This window comes from Pseudomonas sp. 300, assembly GCF_055803035.1.
On sequence record NZ_JAVLRV010000002.1, the window covers coordinates 2009372 to 2025597 of the forward strand.

The 16226-nt window shown below is 60.2% G+C and carries 17 protein-coding genes; 7 read left to right on the plus strand and 10 right to left on the minus strand.

The genetic code is table 11. The features are described 5' to 3' along the window. Positions 1-3: 3 nt before the first annotated feature. Genes Q7W83_RS15610 through gnd form a run of 3 tightly spaced genes read right to left on the minus strand, consistent with a single transcriptional unit; the run spans position 4 to position 3322 of the window. Entirely contained in the window at positions 4-825 is an 822-nt protein-coding gene (locus tag Q7W83_RS15610) for an HAD family hydrolase (protein WP_473656312.1), read from the minus strand. Beyond that, on the minus strand, positions 822-2345 hold the full coding sequence (gene zwf / locus Q7W83_RS15615) for a glucose-6-phosphate dehydrogenase (protein ID WP_150629725.1): 1524 nt from the start codon (positions 2343-2345) through the stop codon (positions 822-824). Before zwf ends, Q7W83_RS15610 begins: the two co-directional genes overlap by 4 nt. After that, positions 2342-3322, minus strand: coding sequence for a phosphogluconate dehydrogenase (NAD(+)-dependent, decarboxylating) (gene gnd, locus Q7W83_RS15620; RefSeq protein ID WP_150629727.1), 981 nt, complete (start codon positions 3320-3322; stop codon positions 2342-2344). Before gnd ends, zwf begins: the two co-directional genes overlap by 4 nt. Before the next feature lie 270 nt (positions 3323-3592). Between gnd and Q7W83_RS15625 the strand changes: the two genes are divergently transcribed. The 3 genes from Q7W83_RS15625 to Q7W83_RS15635 all read left to right on the plus strand — a co-directional run bounded on the left by Q7W83_RS15625 (position 3593) and on the right by Q7W83_RS15635 (position 6093). Next, on the plus strand, positions 3593-3775 hold the full coding sequence (locus tag Q7W83_RS15625; protein WP_150629729.1) for a DUF6026 family protein: 183 nt from the start codon (positions 3593-3595) through the stop codon (positions 3773-3775). A gap of 197 nt (positions 3776-3972) precedes the next feature. Further along, the gene (locus Q7W83_RS15630; protein WP_473656313.1) at positions 3973-5712 is read left to right on the plus strand and encodes a phosphoethanolamine transferase CptA; all 1740 of its coding nucleotides are present in this window, start codon (positions 3973-3975) and stop codon (positions 5710-5712) included. Between the two features lie 180 nt (positions 5713-5892). Then, a complete protein-coding gene (locus Q7W83_RS15635) occupies positions 5893-6093 on the plus strand; it encodes a hypothetical protein (RefSeq protein WP_150629733.1) in 201 nt (66 codons plus the stop codon). A gap of 106 nt (positions 6094-6199) precedes the next feature. Here Q7W83_RS15635 and Q7W83_RS15640 read toward each other — a convergent pair whose 3' ends face one another. The 5 genes from Q7W83_RS15640 to Q7W83_RS15660 all read right to left on the minus strand — a co-directional run bounded on the left by Q7W83_RS15640 (position 6200) and on the right by Q7W83_RS15660 (position 9679). Beyond that, the gene (locus tag Q7W83_RS15640; RefSeq protein ID WP_150629735.1) at positions 6200-6691 is read right to left on the minus strand and encodes a GNAT family N-acetyltransferase; all 492 of its coding nucleotides are present in this window, start codon (positions 6689-6691) and stop codon (positions 6200-6202) included. Positions 6692-6819: 128 nt separating this feature from the next. After that, positions 6820-7401, minus strand: a complete 582-nt coding sequence (locus Q7W83_RS15645; RefSeq protein WP_150639010.1) for a DinB family protein — start codon at positions 7399-7401, stop codon at positions 6820-6822. 18 nt (positions 7402-7419) lie between these two features. After that, positions 7420-8538, minus strand: coding sequence for a cell division protein ZapE (gene zapE, locus Q7W83_RS15650; protein WP_150653450.1), 1119 nt, complete (start codon positions 8536-8538; stop codon positions 7420-7422). Positions 8539-8568: 30 nt separating this feature from the next. Beyond that, the gene (locus Q7W83_RS15655; protein WP_150629741.1) at positions 8569-8910 is read right to left on the minus strand and encodes a nuclear transport factor 2 family protein; all 342 of its coding nucleotides are present in this window, start codon (positions 8908-8910) and stop codon (positions 8569-8571) included. Positions 8911-8962: 52 nt separating this feature from the next. Beyond that, positions 8963-9679, minus strand: coding sequence for a helix-turn-helix transcriptional regulator (locus Q7W83_RS15660; protein WP_150629743.1), 717 nt, complete (start codon positions 9677-9679; stop codon positions 8963-8965). 202 nt (positions 9680-9881) lie between these two features. On the opposite strand from Q7W83_RS15660, the gene Q7W83_RS15665 reads away from it, so the two are divergent. After that, a complete protein-coding gene (locus Q7W83_RS15665) occupies positions 9882-10934 on the plus strand; it encodes an aldo/keto reductase (RefSeq protein ID WP_150629745.1) in 1053 nt (350 codons plus the stop codon). 114 nt (positions 10935-11048) lie between these two features. Here Q7W83_RS15665 and speB read toward each other — a convergent pair whose 3' ends face one another. Then, entirely contained in the window at positions 11049-12008 is a 960-nt protein-coding gene (gene speB, locus Q7W83_RS15670) for an agmatinase (RefSeq protein ID WP_473656314.1), read from the minus strand. Between the two features lie 21 nt (positions 12009-12029). Beyond that, a complete protein-coding gene (locus Q7W83_RS15675; RefSeq protein WP_473656315.1) occupies positions 12030-13121 on the minus strand; it encodes a polyamine ABC transporter substrate-binding protein in 1092 nt (363 codons plus the stop codon). Between the two features lie 101 nt (positions 13122-13222). Here Q7W83_RS15675 and Q7W83_RS15680 point away from each other — a divergent pair, with 101 nt between their 5' ends. From Q7W83_RS15680 to Q7W83_RS15690, 3 genes are all read left to right on the plus strand, one after another. Continuing rightward, complete coding sequence (locus Q7W83_RS15680; protein WP_150629753.1) at positions 13223-14116, plus strand: LysR family transcriptional regulator; 894 nt, start codon at positions 13223-13225, stop codon at positions 14114-14116. Positions 14117-14219: 103 nt separating this feature from the next. Then, on the plus strand, positions 14220-15692 hold the full coding sequence (locus tag Q7W83_RS15685) for a nucleobase:cation symporter-2 family protein (protein ID WP_150653453.1): 1473 nt from the start codon (positions 14220-14222) through the stop codon (positions 15690-15692). Between the two features lie 57 nt (positions 15693-15749). Beyond that, the gene (locus Q7W83_RS15690) at positions 15750-16223 is read left to right on the plus strand and encodes an LEA/WHy family protein (RefSeq protein WP_150629757.1); all 474 of its coding nucleotides are present in this window, start codon (positions 15750-15752) and stop codon (positions 16221-16223) included. Positions 16224-16226: the final 3 nt, after the last annotated feature.

Consider the following 16226-nt stretch of genomic DNA (forward strand, 5'->3'; position numbering starts at 1 on the left):
TCGCTAGCGAGGGAGGATGTACCGCTCGATCGCCTGCGCCGCGCCATCTTCGGTGTTGGCGCCGGTCACGACGTCGGCCTGACGCTTCACCGCCTCCTCCGCCTGCCCCATGGCAATCGACAATCCGGCGCGATGAAACATCGCCGGGTCATTGCCGCCATCGCCCATGGCGGCGGTCTGGGCCAGCGGCACGCCGAGGAACTCGGCCAGTGTCGCCAAGGCGTCACCCTTGTTCGCCTGCATCGCGGTCACGTCGAGGTACACCGGCTGTGAACGTGACACCTGCGCCTGGCCCTCGACCCTGGGCAGCAACTGCGCCTCCAGCTCAATCAACAATTGCGTGTTGTTGCTGGCCGCGACGATCTTGTCGATGCGTTGCAGATACGGTTCGAAACTCTCCACCATAACGGGCGGATACCCCAGGCCATGCTGCTCCCGAGGCACCATCGGCCCGCCTGGGTCTTTCACCAGCCAATCGCCGCCACTGAATACCCACACCTCGATGTCCGGCAGATCGGCAAACTGCGTCAACGTGGTCAGCGCGGCCGTTGCCGGCAAATAATGCGCGACCAGCAAACTGCCGTCGGGATTGACGATCGTGCCGCCATTGAATGCCGCCGTCGGCAAGTCGACGCCCAGCGCTTCGATCTGCTGCAGCATGGCTTTCGGCGGCCGGCCCGTGGCGAGGCTGAACAGCACGCCCGCCTCGCGCAACGAACGGACCGTTTCGATGGTGCGCTGGCTGAGGCTGTGATCGGGCAGCAACAACGTGCCGTCCATGTCACTGAGCAAAAAACGGATGGGTTGTTGCGTTTCGTCACTCATCCGAGGCTATGCCAGACGCGACCGTCGCGGGTCAGCAAGTCTTCTGCCGCTGCCGGCCCATCTTCGCCCGCCGCGTATGTCTGCACGCTTGCGTCCTGCTGCCAGGCATCGAGGAACGGCTGCACAGCGCGCCAGCCGTTCTCGATGTTGTCGGCGCGCTGGAACAGCGTCTGATCACCGGTCAGGCAATCGTAGATCAGGGTCTCGTAGCCGGTGGACGGCTGCATCTCAAAGAAATCCTTGTAGGCAAAACCCAGTTCGATATTGGCCATTTTCAACGCCGGACCAGGTCGCTTGGCCAACAGATCGAACCACATGCCTTCGTTGGGTTGAATCTGTATCCGCAGATAGGTCGGTTGCAGCTCATCGACCTCGGTATCACGGAACTGCGCGTAAGGCGCCGGTTTGAAGCAGATGACAATCTCGGTGTCGCGCACGCTCATGCGTTTTCCGGTGCGCAGGTAGAACGGCACGCCGACCCAGCGCCAGTTGTCGATCATGACTTTGAGCGCGACATAGGTTTCGGTCGAGCTGTCGGGTGATACGTTGCTTTCCTGGCGATAACCCGGCAATGGTTTGCCGTCGATTTCGCCGGCGGCGTATTGGCCGCGTACCGAATTGGCCCGTGCCTCTTCGGTGGTCCAGGGACGGATCGCCCCCACCACTTTGGCCTTTTCGCCACGCACTGCATCAGCGCCAAAAGCGGCTGGCGGTTCCATGGCTACCATCGCCAATAACTGGAACAGATGATTGGGCACCATGTCTCGCAGCGCGCCGGTGTGCTCATAAAAACTGCCACGGGTTTCCACGCCGACGGTTTCCGCAGCGGTGATCTGGACGTGGTCGATGTAATGGTTGTTCCAGAACGCTTCGAACAGGCTGTTGGAAAACCGGCTGATCAGAATGTTCTGTACGGTTTCCTTGCCCAGATAATGATCGATCCGGTAGATCTGGTTTTCCGTCATGACCTTGAGCAAGCACGCGTTCAAGGCTTCGGCGGTGTGCAGGTCGGAGCCGAACGGTTTTTCGATCACTACCCTTCTGAACGCTTGCGGCGTCTCTTGCAGCAAACCGGCGGCGCCGAGACGACGCACCACTTCGCTGAAGAACCGTGGCGCGGTGGCCAGATAGAACACCGCGTTGCCGGTGCCGCTGGCGGCGATTTTCGCTGCCAGCGCCTGATACGTGCTGTCATCCAGGAAGTCGCCCTGGACGTAGCTGATGCCTTTGGCCAACTTCGCCCACAACGCCGGGTCAAGGGCTTGATCACCTTTGCCGACCTTGCTTGCCACTTCCGCCCGAATGAAGTCTTCGAGTTTTTGGGCAAAGGCCTCATCGGTGATGGCGTTGTGGTCAACGCCGATGATCCGCAGTCCATCGCCAAGCAGACCGTCGCGACTCAGGTTGTACAGCGCCGGCATCAGCAAGCGCTTGACCAGGTCACCGTGGGCACCGAACAGGAACAGCGTGGTCGGTGGTGCGGGTTCTGCCTTGGATTTATTGCGGATCAAACGGGTCATTTTTTCGCAGTCTCCACGTGACCGCCGAAGCCGAAGCGCTGAGCCGAGAGAATCTTGTCGCCAAAAGTGCCTTGGCCGCGCGAACGGTAGCGGGAGAACAGCGAGTTCGACAGCACCGGTACGGGCACCGATTGCTCCATGGCGGCTTCGATGGTCCAGCGACCTTCACCGCTGTCAGCCACCGAACCGGAGTAACCATCGAGTTTCGGATCGCTCGCGAGGGCGTCAGCCGTCAGGTCGAGCAGCCAGGAGGACACGACGCTGCCGCGACGCCAGACTTCGGCGATGTCGCCGACGTTGAGGTCGAAGCGCTGATCTTCCGGCAGGTTGGTGCTGGCCTTGGTCTTGAGGATGTCGAAGCCTTCGGCGAAGGCCTGCATCATTCCGTACTCGATGCCGTTGTGAATCATCTTCACGAAATGGCCTGAGCCTGCGGGACCGGCGTGGATGTAACCGCGCTCGGCGCGATCGTCGTCCGACTTGCGGTCCTTGGTGCGCGGGATATCACCCATGCCCGGGGCCAGGCTGTCGAACAGCGGATCGAGGCGTTTCACCACTTCGGCTTCGCCGCCGATCATCATGCAGTAACCGCGATCCAGGCCCCAGACGCCGCCGGAGGTGCCGACGTCGACGTAGTGCAGGCCTTTTTCCGACAGGGTTTTTGCCCGGCGGATGTCGTCCTTATAGAAGGTGTTGCCACCGTCGATGATGGTATCGCCGGGTTCGAGCAGGTTGCTGAGGGTATCGATGGTCTCTTCGGTCGGTACGCCGGCCGGCAGCATGACCCAGACCGCTCGTGGCTTGGCCAGGCCAGCGACCAGGGCCGGCAGGTCGATGACGCCTTTGGCGCCTTCAGCGGCCAGGGTATCGACGAAGGCGGTATTGCGGTCGTAAACAACGGTGGTATGCCCGTTGAGCATCAGGCGCCGTGCAATATTGCCGCCCATGCGGCCCAGTCCAATAATCCCGAGTTGCATGTGCTGATGCTCCCTACTACAAATAAAGTGTGTCAAAGGTTATAGCCCAACGCGACTAATGTGGGTTAGTCCAGAGCGTTGGCGTGAAGTTTCCGGGCATTGTGCCCGATCCTGACTGATAACGTCCGGAATCGTGTCGAAGACACAACGACCGTAAAAAATAAAAAAGTTCCCTTCCGGGGCAAAAGAAATCAAAATCAGTGCCGATAGTAAATAAGCACCGATGTCGGGGCGGATTTACAGTTGAGACAGCCATTTGCGAGGTGAGCAATGGGCACAGTACAAGCAGCACGGCCAGCACAAACCCTTTACGTCACGATCCGTCGCGACGAACTGCGCCAGTTGAAAGACGAGCGCGACCAGCTCAAGCAGGAAGTCGAGCAATTGCGCCTGCTGACGCAAGGAATCCAGGTTCAGTCAACGCCCGTCACCCTGCGCGCTCCCCACGCCTGATCTCCCCCGCCTGAATCGGAAGCAGCCTCGCTGTTTCCGATACGCCACATGATTCGCCCGCACTCGCAGCTCACAAAACTTTCACACGTCCTTGTTGATACTCCGGCCCGTTATGGCCGTCCGGTATCCGCGCGGCGCCTGTTCGTCGGCGATTTTCACGTCCCGGCGGTGGAAGTGACTTCTGGCTGGAGCAAGCAATGGCTTTGTATAAACGCAGCAGTTCGACTGCGGGCAGGTTTGATTGGGCAGGGTTTTTCTGGCTGTTCCTGTTCTTCTGGTATTTTTCCGGCATTACCCAACTACTGATCCAATTGACGGGCACTTCCGGGTTTAGCGGGTTCCGCCAGGCCTTCATCATGAGCGCTATCTGGCTGGCGCCGATGCTGCTGTTTCCCCGTCAGACGCGTGTTATGGCCGCACTGATCGGCGTGGTGCTGTGGGCCTGCTCCATGGCCAGCCTCGGGTATTTCTTCATCTATCAGCAGGAATTTTCCCAGAGCGTCATCTTCATCATGTTCGAGTCGAACATCTCTGAAGCGGGCGAGTACATGACCCAGTATTTCGCCTGGTGGATGATCGCGGCGTTCCTCGCACACACGCTGTTCGCGTACTTCCTTTGGACTCGTCTGCGTCCGGTGTACATGCCTCGTGGCCGCGCACTGGTGGCGGCGACCGCCATTCTGGTGGCGGTGATCGGTTATCCGCTGGTCAAACAGACCCTGCGCACCGGCAGTTTCGCCAGTGGTTTCGAGAAGTTCGAAACCCGCATCGAGCCTGCTGTCCCATGGCAGATGGCCGTGGCCTATCACCGCTACCTCGACACCCTGGCCGGCATGCAGGACATGCTCGACAGCGCCAGCAAAATCCCGCCTTTGCACAATTTCAAGGATTCAACGGCCAATCAACCGGCCACCCTGGTGCTGGTGATCGGCGAGTCCACTAACCGTCAGCGCATGAGCCTGTACGGCTATCCTCGGGAAACCACCCCGGAGCTGGACAAACTCAAGGATCAACTGGCGGTCTTCGACAACGTCATTACCCCGCGCCCCTACACCATCGAGGCGTTGCAGCAGGTATTGACCTTCGCCGACGAAGAGAACCCGGAGCTGTACCTGTCCACACCGTCGCTGGTCAGCATGATGAAACAGGCCGGCTACAAAACCTTCTGGATCACCAACCAGCAGACCATGACCAAGCGCAACACCATGCTCACGACGTTCTCCGAACAGGCCGATGAGCAGGTGTACCTCAACAACAATCGCAACCAGAACGCCGCGCAATACGATGGCGATGTGATCGCGCCGTTCAACAAGGCCCTGGCCGACGCAGCGCCGCGCAAGTTGATCGTCGTGCACTTGCTCGGCACGCACATGAGCTACCAGTACCGCTATCCCTCGACGTTCGACAAGTTCAAGGATCGCAAAGGCGTTCCGGACGGCGTGCGTGACGATCAGCTGCCGACCTACAACAGCTATGACAACGCGGTGCTGTACAACGATTTCGTGGTATCGAGCCTGATCAAGGACTACGCCAAGTCCGATCCGAACGGTTTCCTGCTGTACCTGTCCGACCACGGCGAAGACGTTTTCGACTCCCCCGGCCACAGCACACTGGGTCGCAACGAGGCCAAGCCGACAGCGCCGATGTACACCATTCCGTTCATGGCCTGGGCTTCACCGAAATGGCGTGAGAGCCATGACTGGAGCTTTGCCAAAGATCTGGGGCGGCCGTACAGCAGCTCGCACCTGATCCATACCTGGGCCGATCTCGCGGGCCTGAATTTCGATGAACTCGATCGCAGCAAGAGCCTGGTCAGCGACAGTTTCAAGCCGCGTCCCTTGATGATCGGCAATCCCTATGAGCGTGAGCAGAAGGCGCTGATCGACTTCAGCCTGATCAAACCGAAGCCGAAGCCGGCGGAAATCGTTCAGAAGTAATCCCGTCCAGGGGCCGGTTCCGGCCCCTTTTTCTTGCGCCATCCGCTCGCACGCGGTCAGCCGCAACAATCAAAAATCCCGTACGCAGTTAATTCTCGTTTAACGGAATCGGCCAACTATTGCCTTTCAACATTGCTTCATGGATGAAAGGCACCCGATATCCGTTGTGGGAGGCGAACCATGAAACGTACACCCTTGATCGTTGCTGGCCTGATGACGTTCGTTTCGGTCAGCGCGTTTGCCGAAGGTGGCGCAGAACGCATGCGCTATTACTACGAAAGCCTGCGGCTCAGCCAACAGGAAAATCAACGTCAGCAAACCGCTGAGGTACGGGTTCCGGACGATCAAACGGCGCAAGTGACGGAACATTACAAACTTTAAGCCGAATCAGGAAAACTCGGATATGCAGGAGCCAGCTTGCCGGCGATGGCGTCATCAAAATGGCCATCGCCAGCAAGCTGGCTCCTACGAAAAACAGATCGCGAGGTTAAAGGGGTTTGATCCAGAACAGCATCTGGCCGTGCGCCGGATCGAACATGCCGGCGGAAAAGCCGAATTTGGCGTAGGACGACTGCGCCACGGCATTGCCTTCCAACACTTCCAGGGTGATTTTGCAGCAGCCGCGCTGGCGGGCGATTTCCTCGACCTTTTGCAGCATCCTCTGGCTCAGGCCCAACCCACGAAACTGTTTCACTACCACCACGTCATGCACGTTGATCAGCGGTCGACAGGCGAACGTCGAAAACCCTTCAAAGCAATTGACCAGCCCTGCCGGCTCGCCACCAACGAAGGCCAGCACGCTGAACGCATGAGGACGCTTGGCCAGCTCCTCTGGCAGGTGCTCCAGCACCTCGGCAGGCAAGGAATGACCACCCCCCATCGGGTCCTCGGCGTAATGATTCAACACCAGACGCACAGCCTCGGCATGCACCGGATTGGTGTAACTGGCCTGAAGCACAAGAATTTCTGCGGATTCCATTTCCATCCTCGATTGTGGGAGCGAGCTTGCTCGCGATGAGCCTGAAAGCACCGCGTTTAAAAAGCAAGCCTGCGTTATCGTTGACGTCCATCGCGAGCGTGCTCGCTCCTGCAGGGGAAAAGCAGCTTTCAATGCCCCCAGATCAACGCTTCGGTCCACCCCAGTTCGGCGAAATCCGCAGCCCTCAAACCCGATTCCCCGGTACAGAAAAACTCGTCCAGTTGTGGCGGTTCAACCGACGTACCGCTGAGCATCGCGTGCACCTGCCCACGATGATGAATCTGATGCTCAAACAGATGGGACAGCAGGCGTAATCGGCTATCGTGTTGCGGTGTGTCTCGGGCGATGGTCACGATCTTGCCCAGGTCGGCGTCGCGCATCTGCTCGCAGTAAGCGATCAACCGGCGATCCACATGGGCCTGTTCGCGCTGAAGATCTGCGGCGGCGGTGAACGGCTCGTCTTTGTTGAAAAACACAGTGCACTCAGGATGCGGAACATCGCCGCGTAATTCCCGTTCCAGCGCATCCACGTAAAACCAGTCGCAGGTCAGGATGTGGTTGAGGGTTGCCCGCAGGCTGGGGAAAAAGCTGACGCGGGGCGCCGTCAGCTCCAGCGCGCTCAATTGGCTCCAGGCCTTGGCCAGTCGATGATTGGCCCAGGCGTTCTGATAAGCCATGGTCAGCAAATGATGGGACAAGGGCTGAATCATGTTCGCGGCTCCTTGGGTTCAAGCGTCGGCGAAACGTTGCAGCTGCATTTCCTGCAGGCGACTGAGCGTGCGGCGGAACGGAAATTCCAGATAGCCGTCGGTGTAGAGCGACTCCATCGGCACCTGAGCTTCGAGGTACAACGGCACTTTGCGGTCATAGCATTCGTCCACCAACGCGATGAAGCGCCGCACACCGTCGTCGTGCACCGACAATTGCGGCAATTCGCGATCCCCCGCCACTACCCGCTCGACCCCGTCTTCGGTGCCACGGGCAATGCGACCGGCGCGTTTTTGCGCGCTGAGGTTGGGCACGTCAGTTAACAGAATAGCCTTGAAGGTGTCGCACAGCGCCATGAAATCCATGGCGGCAAAGGGTTGTTCGCAGAGGTCGGCGTATCGGCACCAGAGCACCGTTGCACTGGCCTGCACCACGTTCAGTGAACGGTAGCCAACCTCGATCGGCTCACTGGACACCGACTGACCGGCGCTCAGTGCCTTGAACACCTCCCCCAGCGCACTGGGCTGTCCGGGCGCGGCGACCCAATAGCGCTGCAAACCGGCGCCGGGATGCAGGCGATGATCTTCGCCGCCATCCACCGCAATCACCTGCATGTGACGCTTGATTGCCTCGATGGCGGGCACGAAGCGGTCGCGATTGAAGCCATCGGCGTAAAGCATGTCTGGCGGCTGGTTGGACGTGCAAACCACCACCACGCCCTCCTCGAACATCACCTGAAACAAGCGCCCGAGAATGATTGCGTCGCCAATATCGTTGACGAACAGCTCGTCGAAACAGAGCACGCGTACTGCTTCGCTCAGCTCGCGGGCCAGGGCTTTGAGCGGATCGGCGGTGCCGGTCAGTTGAAACGAGCGTTGATGCACCCACCCCATAAAATGGTGAAAGTGCTGGCGCCGGGCCGGGACCTGCAGGCTTTGGTAAAACTGATCCATCAGCCAGGTTTTGCCGCGCCCGACCGGGCCCCACAGGTACACACCCATGACCGGGGTGCGACCTTCATGCAGCGCTTCGTAGCATTTTTGCAGCGCCCAGACGGCATGTTCCTGGGCTTCGTCCTGGACGAAGCCCTTCTGTTCAATGGCGTGTTGCCAGGCGCTTAACGGGGAGTCGAGATTCATGCGCGGCAGTATGCCATCGCAACGCGACGTCTACAGTGAAATGTCCAGCCGGGCGATCTTGCCCTGTTCGTTCAGGCGAAACATGTAACGCAACTCCAGCGGGCTACCGGGAAACGTCCCGGAGATCAGGTTGTGCACCAGCACCTTGCCGGTGCGCTGTTGCACGTCGAGCACTTCGACCTTGGGCTGGTAACGCCGGCCGGTGTCTTGCATCCATTGGGCGATGGCCTGGGTGCCAATCCGGTGCTGACCTTCATCGAACACATTGGCGTCCTCAGCGAAAAAACTGGCGACCCTCGACGTGTCGCCGGTATTGGCGGCAGCAATGTAAGCGGCGATGGCGGGCGCCAGTGCAGAGGCAGGATGGGACATGGTGACAGCTCCTTGTGGGTTGGTTCTGACGCCATGCTAGAACACCCCTGTGTCAGTTCTTGTCAGGAGTGAAACGCCCCGATTCATCCAGTTGCATCTGTTTGCGCCAGGTGCGCAACAGGTCGCTGCGCCGCCCCGGATAACGCTCGCCCTGCTCGTTCGCCGCTGAGATCCGGTCGGTGCGGAACGTCCGATAGGCGCCGCGCAACTCACACCAGGCGACGATGATTCGCACCTCGTTGAGAAACCCCAGGGCCAACGGCCAGATCAGTCGCTGACTCGGGACTTGTTGGGCGTCTGCATAGTCGATGTGCAACTTGGCCTGATCGCGGATCGCCTGGCGAAACACCGTCAGCGGCACGGCGTTGGGCGCAAAGCCGTAACCGGGCGGGCCCGGCAGCACGGTTGGATTGTGCAAGGCGTCCAGCGCTTCGGGCGCCAGCACCGCAGCGATCTTGGCCAACGCGTTCGCGGCCGCTTTGCTCAATACCTCATCGCCGCGCTGATCCACGTAACGCAACCCCAGCACGATGGCTTCGGTTTCGTCGGCGTTGAGCATCAGAGGCGGCAGGAACAAACCGCTGCGCAACACGTAACCGATGCCCGCCTCGCCGTAGATCGGCGCGCCGAGTGCGGTGAGTTCCGCGATGTCGCGGTAGAGCGTACGCTCGGAAATCTCGAGCTCGCGGGCAAGTGTCGCCGCCGTGACCGGGCGGCTTTTGCCGCGAAGCACTTGCAACAAGGTCAGTAAACGCGTTGTACGAGACACGATCGGCAGGCTCTGTGCGGAAAAGATGTCGGAGATTAGCAGAGGCCCCTGTCAGAAAGTGGCAGTGGCGATGAGCCCGATGGTCGGCCTTTTTGCTCCTCATGAAAAAGCGTCTTGACCAAATACATTATTGGCATCATCTTAAATACATGTTTTACGACATCTATACTCAATCACAGCGTCTTCCTGCAGGAGTCATCCCATGCATTACAAAGTGTTCGGCCGAAAAACCGGCTTGCGTGTTGCGGAATTGGCGCTGGGTGCCGGCAACTTTGGTACCGGTTGGGGCCATGGCGCCGAACGCGATGAAGCCAAGCGCATTTTTGATGGCTACCTGGAGGCCGGCGGCAATTTCATCGACACCGCCAACGGCTATCAGGGTGGTCAGTCGGAAGCCATGCTCAGCGAGTTCATCGCCACCGAGCGCGATCGTCTGGTCATCGCCACCAAATACACGCTGGGGACTACGCCGGCCGCAGGCATTTCCCACACCGGCAACAATCGCAAGAACATGGTTCGCGCCGTGGAAGAAAGCCTGACACGGCTCAAGACGGATCACATCGACCTGTTCTGGGCGCACATGAGCGACGGCGTCACGCCCATGGAAGAAATCCTTCGTGGTTTTGATGATCTGGTGCGCGCCGGCAAGATTCATTACGCCGGCCTGTCGAATTTCCCGGCGTGGCGCATCGCCCGTGCCGATCTGTTGGCTGAAGTGCGCGGTTTTGCGCCGATTGCCGCCATTCAGGCCGAGTACAGCCTCGCCGAGCGTACGGCTGAACGTGAACAACTGCCGATGGCCGAAGCGTTAGGGCTGGCCGCGACCTTGTGGTCGCCGCTGGGTGGCGGGTTCCTCACCGGCAAATACCGCTCCGGTGACGAGAACAACCGTGCCGCCAAACTGGGCATGCTGGTGCACGCCGAGAAAAGTGCCCGCGAAACCGCCCTGCTCGACACCTTGCTCGCGGTCGCGGCGGAGCTAGGCGCCAGCCCGACGCACGTGGCCATTGCCTGGCTGCGGGACAAAGCCAAACGCTCGACCACGGCGTTGATTCCGATTCTGGGTTCACGCACGCGTGAGCAACTGGATGCGACATTGGGCGCTTTGAACGTGCAGTTGAGTGCCGATCAGGTGTCGCGACTGGATGGCGTCAGCGAAGTGGCCAAGGGTGTACCGCATGAGTCCATTGCCGGTTCTGTTGCGCGGTTTAGCGGTGGCGAAACTCTGGATCTGCCGATAATCCCGGTGGCCTGACGCAGATACAATTGTGGGAGCGAGCCCGCTCGCGATGGGGCCCCGTCAGTCAACAAAGATGTTGAATGTCAGTCCGCTATCGCGAGCAGGCTCGCTCCCACATTGGTTTGTGGATTACCGACCCACCTTATGTTTAGCCGCATACAAACACAGCATCTCCATCGCCAACGTCGCCGCTGCCAGTGAGGTAATGTCCGCACTGTCGTAGGCCGGCGCCACTTCCACCACGTCCATCCCCACCAGATTGATCCCGCGCAAACCGCCGAGGATTTCCAGCGCTTGCACCGTACTCAAACCGCCACACACTGGCGTGCCGGTGCCGGGTGCGAACGCTGGATCGAGGCAATCGATGTCGAACGTCAGGTACACCGGGTTGTCGCCGACCCTTGCCCGAATGGCCTCGACAATCGCGTCCACCCCTCGACGATGCACCTGCCGGGCATCCAGCACCTGAAACCCCTGATGATCGTCATTAGTGGTGCGCAAGCCGATCTGCACCGAGCGCGACGGGTCCACCAGACCTTCCTTGGCCGCGTGCCAGAACATCGTGCCGTGATCGACGCGCTTGCCCTCTTCATCCGGCCAGGTGTCGCTGTGCGCGTCGAAATGGATAAGCGACAGCGCTCCATGTTTACGGGCGTGCGCCTTGAGCAGCGGGTAACTGATGAAGTGATCGCCGCCGAACGTCAGCATGGCGCAACCGGCATTCAGAATGCGCTCGGCATGGGCTTCAATACTTTCCGGCACCGACTGCGGCGAACCGTAATCGAAGTCGCAATCGCCGTAGTCGATCACCGCCAGATGATCGAACGGGTCGAACGTCCATGGCCAATGGCGTTCCCAAGCGATCCCGGTGGACGCCGCGCGAATGCCGCGAGGTCCGAAACGCGCGCCGGGGCGGTTGCTGGTGGCGGTATCAAACGGCACACCACTGACCGCCACGTCGACGCCGCGCAAGTCGCGGCTGTAACGACGACGCATGAAACTGGTGATACCGGCGTAGGTACTTTCGGCGGCAGTCCCGTAGAGACTGTCGCGGGTCATGGCCTGATCGTTTTGCACTGGGACGTCCATCAGGTGCTCCTTCTTATTGAATTACTGGCGGGTACGGAAAGTGGTCCACAAACGGGTGCGCTGACGCATGTCCTTGAGGCTCATGCTGCGGTCGGCGTACAGCCGTTCGCGCACATCGGCGAGGGGGAAAATGTCCGGATCGGTGCGCACCGCCTCATCCACCAGCGGTGTGGCGGCCTGGTTGGCGGTGGCAAAGAACAGCGTATTGGTCAGCGCCGCCACGGATTCGGGGCGCAACATGAATTCGATGAAGGCGCGGGCAGCTTCGGGGTGCGGTGCATCCTTGGGAATCGCCAGGTTGTCCTGCCAGACCAGCGTGCCCTCCTTCGGAATCCGGTACGCCACTTCATACGGTTTGTTGGCCTTGCGCGCCTGATCGGCCGCCATGCTGGCGTCACCGTTGTAGGTCAAGGCCAGGCAGACGCTGCCGTTTGCCAGATCGTTGATCTGCCGACCGCTGGCGACGTACAGCACATTCGGCTGTAGCTGATGCAACAATGCCTCGGCGGCTGACAGATCGGACTTGTCGGTGCTGTAGGGATCTTTACCCAGATAGTGCAGCGCCAGACCGATCACCTCCTGCGGCGAATCGATGATCGCCACGCCGCACTCTTTCAGCTTGCTGGCGTATTCCGGTTTAAACAGCAGATCGAGGCTGTCGAGCGGCACATCCGGCAAGCGTTTCTTCACCGCCTCCACATTCATCCCGAGCCCCAGCGTGCCCCAGGTATAAGGCACGCCATAACGGTTGCCGGGATCGACCGCGGCGAGTTTTCCCAGCAAGTCCGGATCGAGGTTGGCGTAGCCCTTGAGGCCTTCGTGGGGAATCGCCTTCAGCGCACCGGCCGCCAACCCGCGCGCCAGCACGCTGGACGACGGCACCACCACGTCATAACCACTGCCGCCAGTGAGCAGCTTGGTTTCCAGGACTTCCGAGGAGTCAAAGGTGTCGTAGCGCACGTGAATGCCGGTTTCCTGCTCGAAGCGCTGCAAGGTTTCCGGCGCCACGTAATCGGCCCAACTGTAGAGATTGACGACCTTTTCCTCGGCCTGAGCCGACACCGCCATGGAAAGGAACAACGCGGGTAAACACAGCTTGAATGAGGGAGCCATGACGAACACCTGACCAGAGGAAGTGGCCGCAGCATGCGTCGTCGGATACATTGGAAAAATACCAAGTCAGTTACCCTGACTTTATTGCGGAGTAATGTTTGATGCTCGGCCAGCTTCACGATGTGGATCTGCAATTGCTGCGTCTGTTCGTCAGCGTGGTGGAATGCGGCGGTTTCAGCGCGGCCCAGGGTGAGCTGGGCCTGAGCCAATCGAGCATCAGCCAGCAAATGGCCAGGCTCGAAACCCGGCTCGGCTATCGGCTGTGCAGTCGCGGCAAGAGCGGATTCAGGATCACCCCCAAAGGCGAACAACTGCTGACCGCGACGCGCGGACTGTTCGAGTCCATCGAGGCGTTCCGTCATCAATCCAATGGCGTGGCCGGCCGGCTGATCGGCGAGGTGCGCCTGGGGCTGTCCGAAGCGGTGGATCAATCGGTGCTGCAACGGGTGGCCGAGGCGATCCGGCGTTTTCGCGAGCGCGATGAGTCGGTGCGTATCGAGCTGATCAGCGCCATGCCTGGTGAGATGGAGCGCTTGCTGCTGCAACAACGGCTGGACCTGGCGATCGGCTATTTCTCACAGGTGCAAAGCGCGTTTGACTACCGCGAACTGTTCACGGAAACCCAGCACTTGTACTGCGCCTCCGGCCATCCGTTGTTCACCGACGATGCACCGGACGATCAAGCGTTGCAGGCGTGCGACCGGGTGGATCACCCTTACCGTTTCCTGCGCAGCGACGAGCCCTTCCAGGGCAAGCGGTGTTCGGCGCGTTCGGAACAGGTCGAAGGCACCCTCGCCTTCATCCTTTCCGGCAAGCATGTCGGTTATCTGCCCAGCCACTTTGCCCGCAGTTGGGAAGACAAAGGATTGCTCAGGGCCGTGCGCCGCAGCGACATGAGTTTCGACGTGGCGTTTCATCTGGCCCGCCACCGGGCGCAAGTGCCGGGGGATGCGCAAAAGGCGTTTGAAGAGGATTTGCTTGCGGCATTTGCTTAGAGGTCTCCGTAATCCCCCTGTGGGATTGTGTAAGTCGATGAATTTTCTGGCATCCTGCGCCTCCATTTTCTGACCCGGCCCGCCCTTCGGCACGCAAACCACCATGACCGCCTCTGAAAAAGCCCCTGCCCCGCGCCACAGCGACCTGATCTACGGCCTCGACGACCGCCCGCATCTGACCGCTACCGTCTTCGCCGCCCTGCAACACGTACTCGCCAGTTTCGTCGGCATCATCACCCCGACCCTGATCATGGGCAGCGCCCTCGGTCTGCAAAGCGAAATCCCCTACCTGATCAGCATGGCGCTGTTTGTCTCGGGCCTGGGCACCTTCGTCCAGGCGCGGAAGTTCGGCCCGATCGGTTCCGGTTTGCTGTGCCTGCAAGGCACCAGCTTTTCGTTCATCAGCGTGATCCTCAGCGCCGGTTTCATGGTCAAGGCTCGCGGTGGCGGCACCGATGAAATCCTTTCGACGATCTTTGGCGTGTGCTTTTTCGCCGCGTTTATTGAAGTGGTGCTGAGCCAGTTCATCGGCAAACTGCGGATGCTGATCACGCCAGTGGTGACCGGGACGATCATCACGCTGATGGGGCTGTCGCTGATCAAAGTCGCCATGACCGATATCGCCGGCGGTTTCGGCGCGACGGACCTCGGCGCGGCCAGTCATCTGGCATTGGCGGCGCTGGTGCTGGGCACCATCGTGGTCTTGAACCGGGTGGACGTGCCGTTCCTGCGCCTCGGGGCGATCGTGATCGGCCTGACCTTCGGTTATGTCGTCGCCTGGCTCATGGGCCACGTGGATTTCGGCAGCATGCCTGACGTACCGCTGATGAGCGTGCCGGTGCCGTTCAAGTACGGTTTCAACTTCGACTGGGTCGCGTTCGTCCCGGTCGCGGTGATTTTCCTGGTGTCGCCGCTGGAGGCCGCCGGTGATCTGACGGCCAACTCGATGATTTCCCGGCAGCCGGTCAAAGGCCCGATCTACATCCGCCGGATCAAGTCCGGTCTGCTGGCGGACGGTCTCAATTCGGCCATGGCGGCGGTGTTCAATAGCATGCCGATGGTGACCTTCGCGCAGAACAACGGCGTGATTCAACTGACCGGCGTGGCCAGCCGCTACGTGGCGTTTTTCATTGCCGGTCTGTTGGTGGTGCTGGGGTTGTTCCCGATGATCGGCGCGGTGCTGCAACTGATGCCCAAACCGGTGCTCGGTGGCGCTGAACTGGTGATGTTCGGCACCGTGGCGGTGGCCGGCATCAAGATCCTCGCCGAAGCCGGCCTGCATCGGCGCAACATGCTGATCGTGGCGATTTCCCTCGGCATGGGCCTGGGCGTGGCGGCCGTGCCAGAGGTGTTGCGCGAGTTGCCCAAGGCGCTGCATAACATCTTCGAATCGCCGATCACCGTCGGTGCCTTGTGCGCTATCGTGCTGAACATCTTCCTGCCCGAAGAATTCATCGAGCTGGAAGAAGATGATTTCGATCCGGAAGCCTCGATCCTCCAGGTCATGGAAAACCCGGATGTGCCGGCCAAAGGTGAACCCGCCACGCCCGCCGTTGTCGCACAGTTGAACCGCTAGACAGGCTCAAGGCCGAGCCACTGGTGGTTCGGCCTTTTTCTTCAAGAGAGCATGTCCATGCGCCGCGTCCACGCCGTTGTCCTTTCCCTCCTTTTGCTCTCGCTGAGCGCCTGCGCCCTGCTGCCCAATCGCGACCCGCTGAACATCAACGTGGTCGGTTTCGAACCCTTGCAAAGCCAGGACATGGAAGTGCGTTTCGCGGTAAAAATCCGCGTGCAGAATCCCAATGAAACCGCGATCACCTACAACGGCGTGGCATTGGACCTGTCAGTCAACGGCCAGCCCCTCGCCTCCGGCGTCAGTGATCAGTCGGGCTCGATTGCGCGCTTTTCCGAGACAGTACTGACCGTTCCTGTAAGTGTTTCGGCGTTCTCGGTGCTGCGCCAGACACTGGGCCTGAGCCAGACCCAAACGCTGAACAACCTGCCTTATGTCTTGCGCGGCAAACTGGCCGGGGGCTTGTTCGGCACGATGCGATTCACCGACAGTGGCAGGCTCAGCTTGCCGGGGTCGACAGTCGGCACCTGGTGACTT

Coding starts and splice junctions, on each gene's coding strand:
- Q7W83_RS15610 (WP_473656312.1), bottom strand. CDS start 825: ATGAGTGACGAAACGCAACAACCCATCCGTTTTTTGCTCAGTGACATG.
- zwf (WP_150629725.1), bottom strand. CDS start 2,345: ATGACCCGTTTGATCCGCAATAAATCCAAGGCAGAACCCGCACCACCG.
- gnd (WP_150629727.1), bottom strand. CDS start 3,322: ATGCAACTCGGGATTATTGGACTGGGCCGCATGGGCGGCAATATTGCA.
- Q7W83_RS15625 (WP_150629729.1), top strand. CDS start 3,593: ATGGGCACAGTACAAGCAGCACGGCCAGCACAAACCCTTTACGTCACG.
- Q7W83_RS15630 (WP_473656313.1), top strand. CDS start 3,973: ATGGCTTTGTATAAACGCAGCAGTTCGACTGCGGGCAGGTTTGATTGG.
- Q7W83_RS15635 (WP_150629733.1), top strand. CDS start 5,893: ATGAAACGTACACCCTTGATCGTTGCTGGCCTGATGACGTTCGTTTCG.
- Q7W83_RS15640 (WP_150629735.1), bottom strand. CDS start 6,691: ATGGAATCCGCAGAAATTCTTGTGCTTCAGGCCAGTTACACCAATCCG.
- Q7W83_RS15645 (WP_150639010.1), bottom strand. CDS start 7,401: ATGATTCAGCCCTTGTCCCATCATTTGCTGACCATGGCTTATCAGAAC.
- zapE (WP_150653450.1), bottom strand. CDS start 8,538: ATGAATCTCGACTCCCCGTTAAGCGCCTGGCAACACGCCATTGAACAG.
- Q7W83_RS15655 (WP_150629741.1), bottom strand. CDS start 8,910: ATGTCCCATCCTGCCTCTGCACTGGCGCCCGCCATCGCCGCTTACATT.
- Q7W83_RS15665 (WP_150629745.1), top strand. CDS start 9,882: ATGCATTACAAAGTGTTCGGCCGAAAAACCGGCTTGCGTGTTGCGGAA.
- speB (WP_473656314.1), bottom strand. CDS start 12,008: ATGGACGTCCCAGTGCAAAACGATCAGGCCATGACCCGCGACAGTCTC.
- Q7W83_RS15675 (WP_473656315.1), bottom strand. CDS start 13,121: ATGGCTCCCTCATTCAAGCTGTGTTTACCCGCGTTGTTCCTTTCCATG.
- Q7W83_RS15680 (WP_150629753.1), top strand. CDS start 13,223: ATGCTCGGCCAGCTTCACGATGTGGATCTGCAATTGCTGCGTCTGTTC.
- Q7W83_RS15685 (WP_150653453.1), top strand. CDS start 14,220: ATGACCGCCTCTGAAAAAGCCCCTGCCCCGCGCCACAGCGACCTGATC.
- Q7W83_RS15690 (WP_150629757.1), top strand. CDS start 15,750: ATGCGCCGCGTCCACGCCGTTGTCCTTTCCCTCCTTTTGCTCTCGCTG.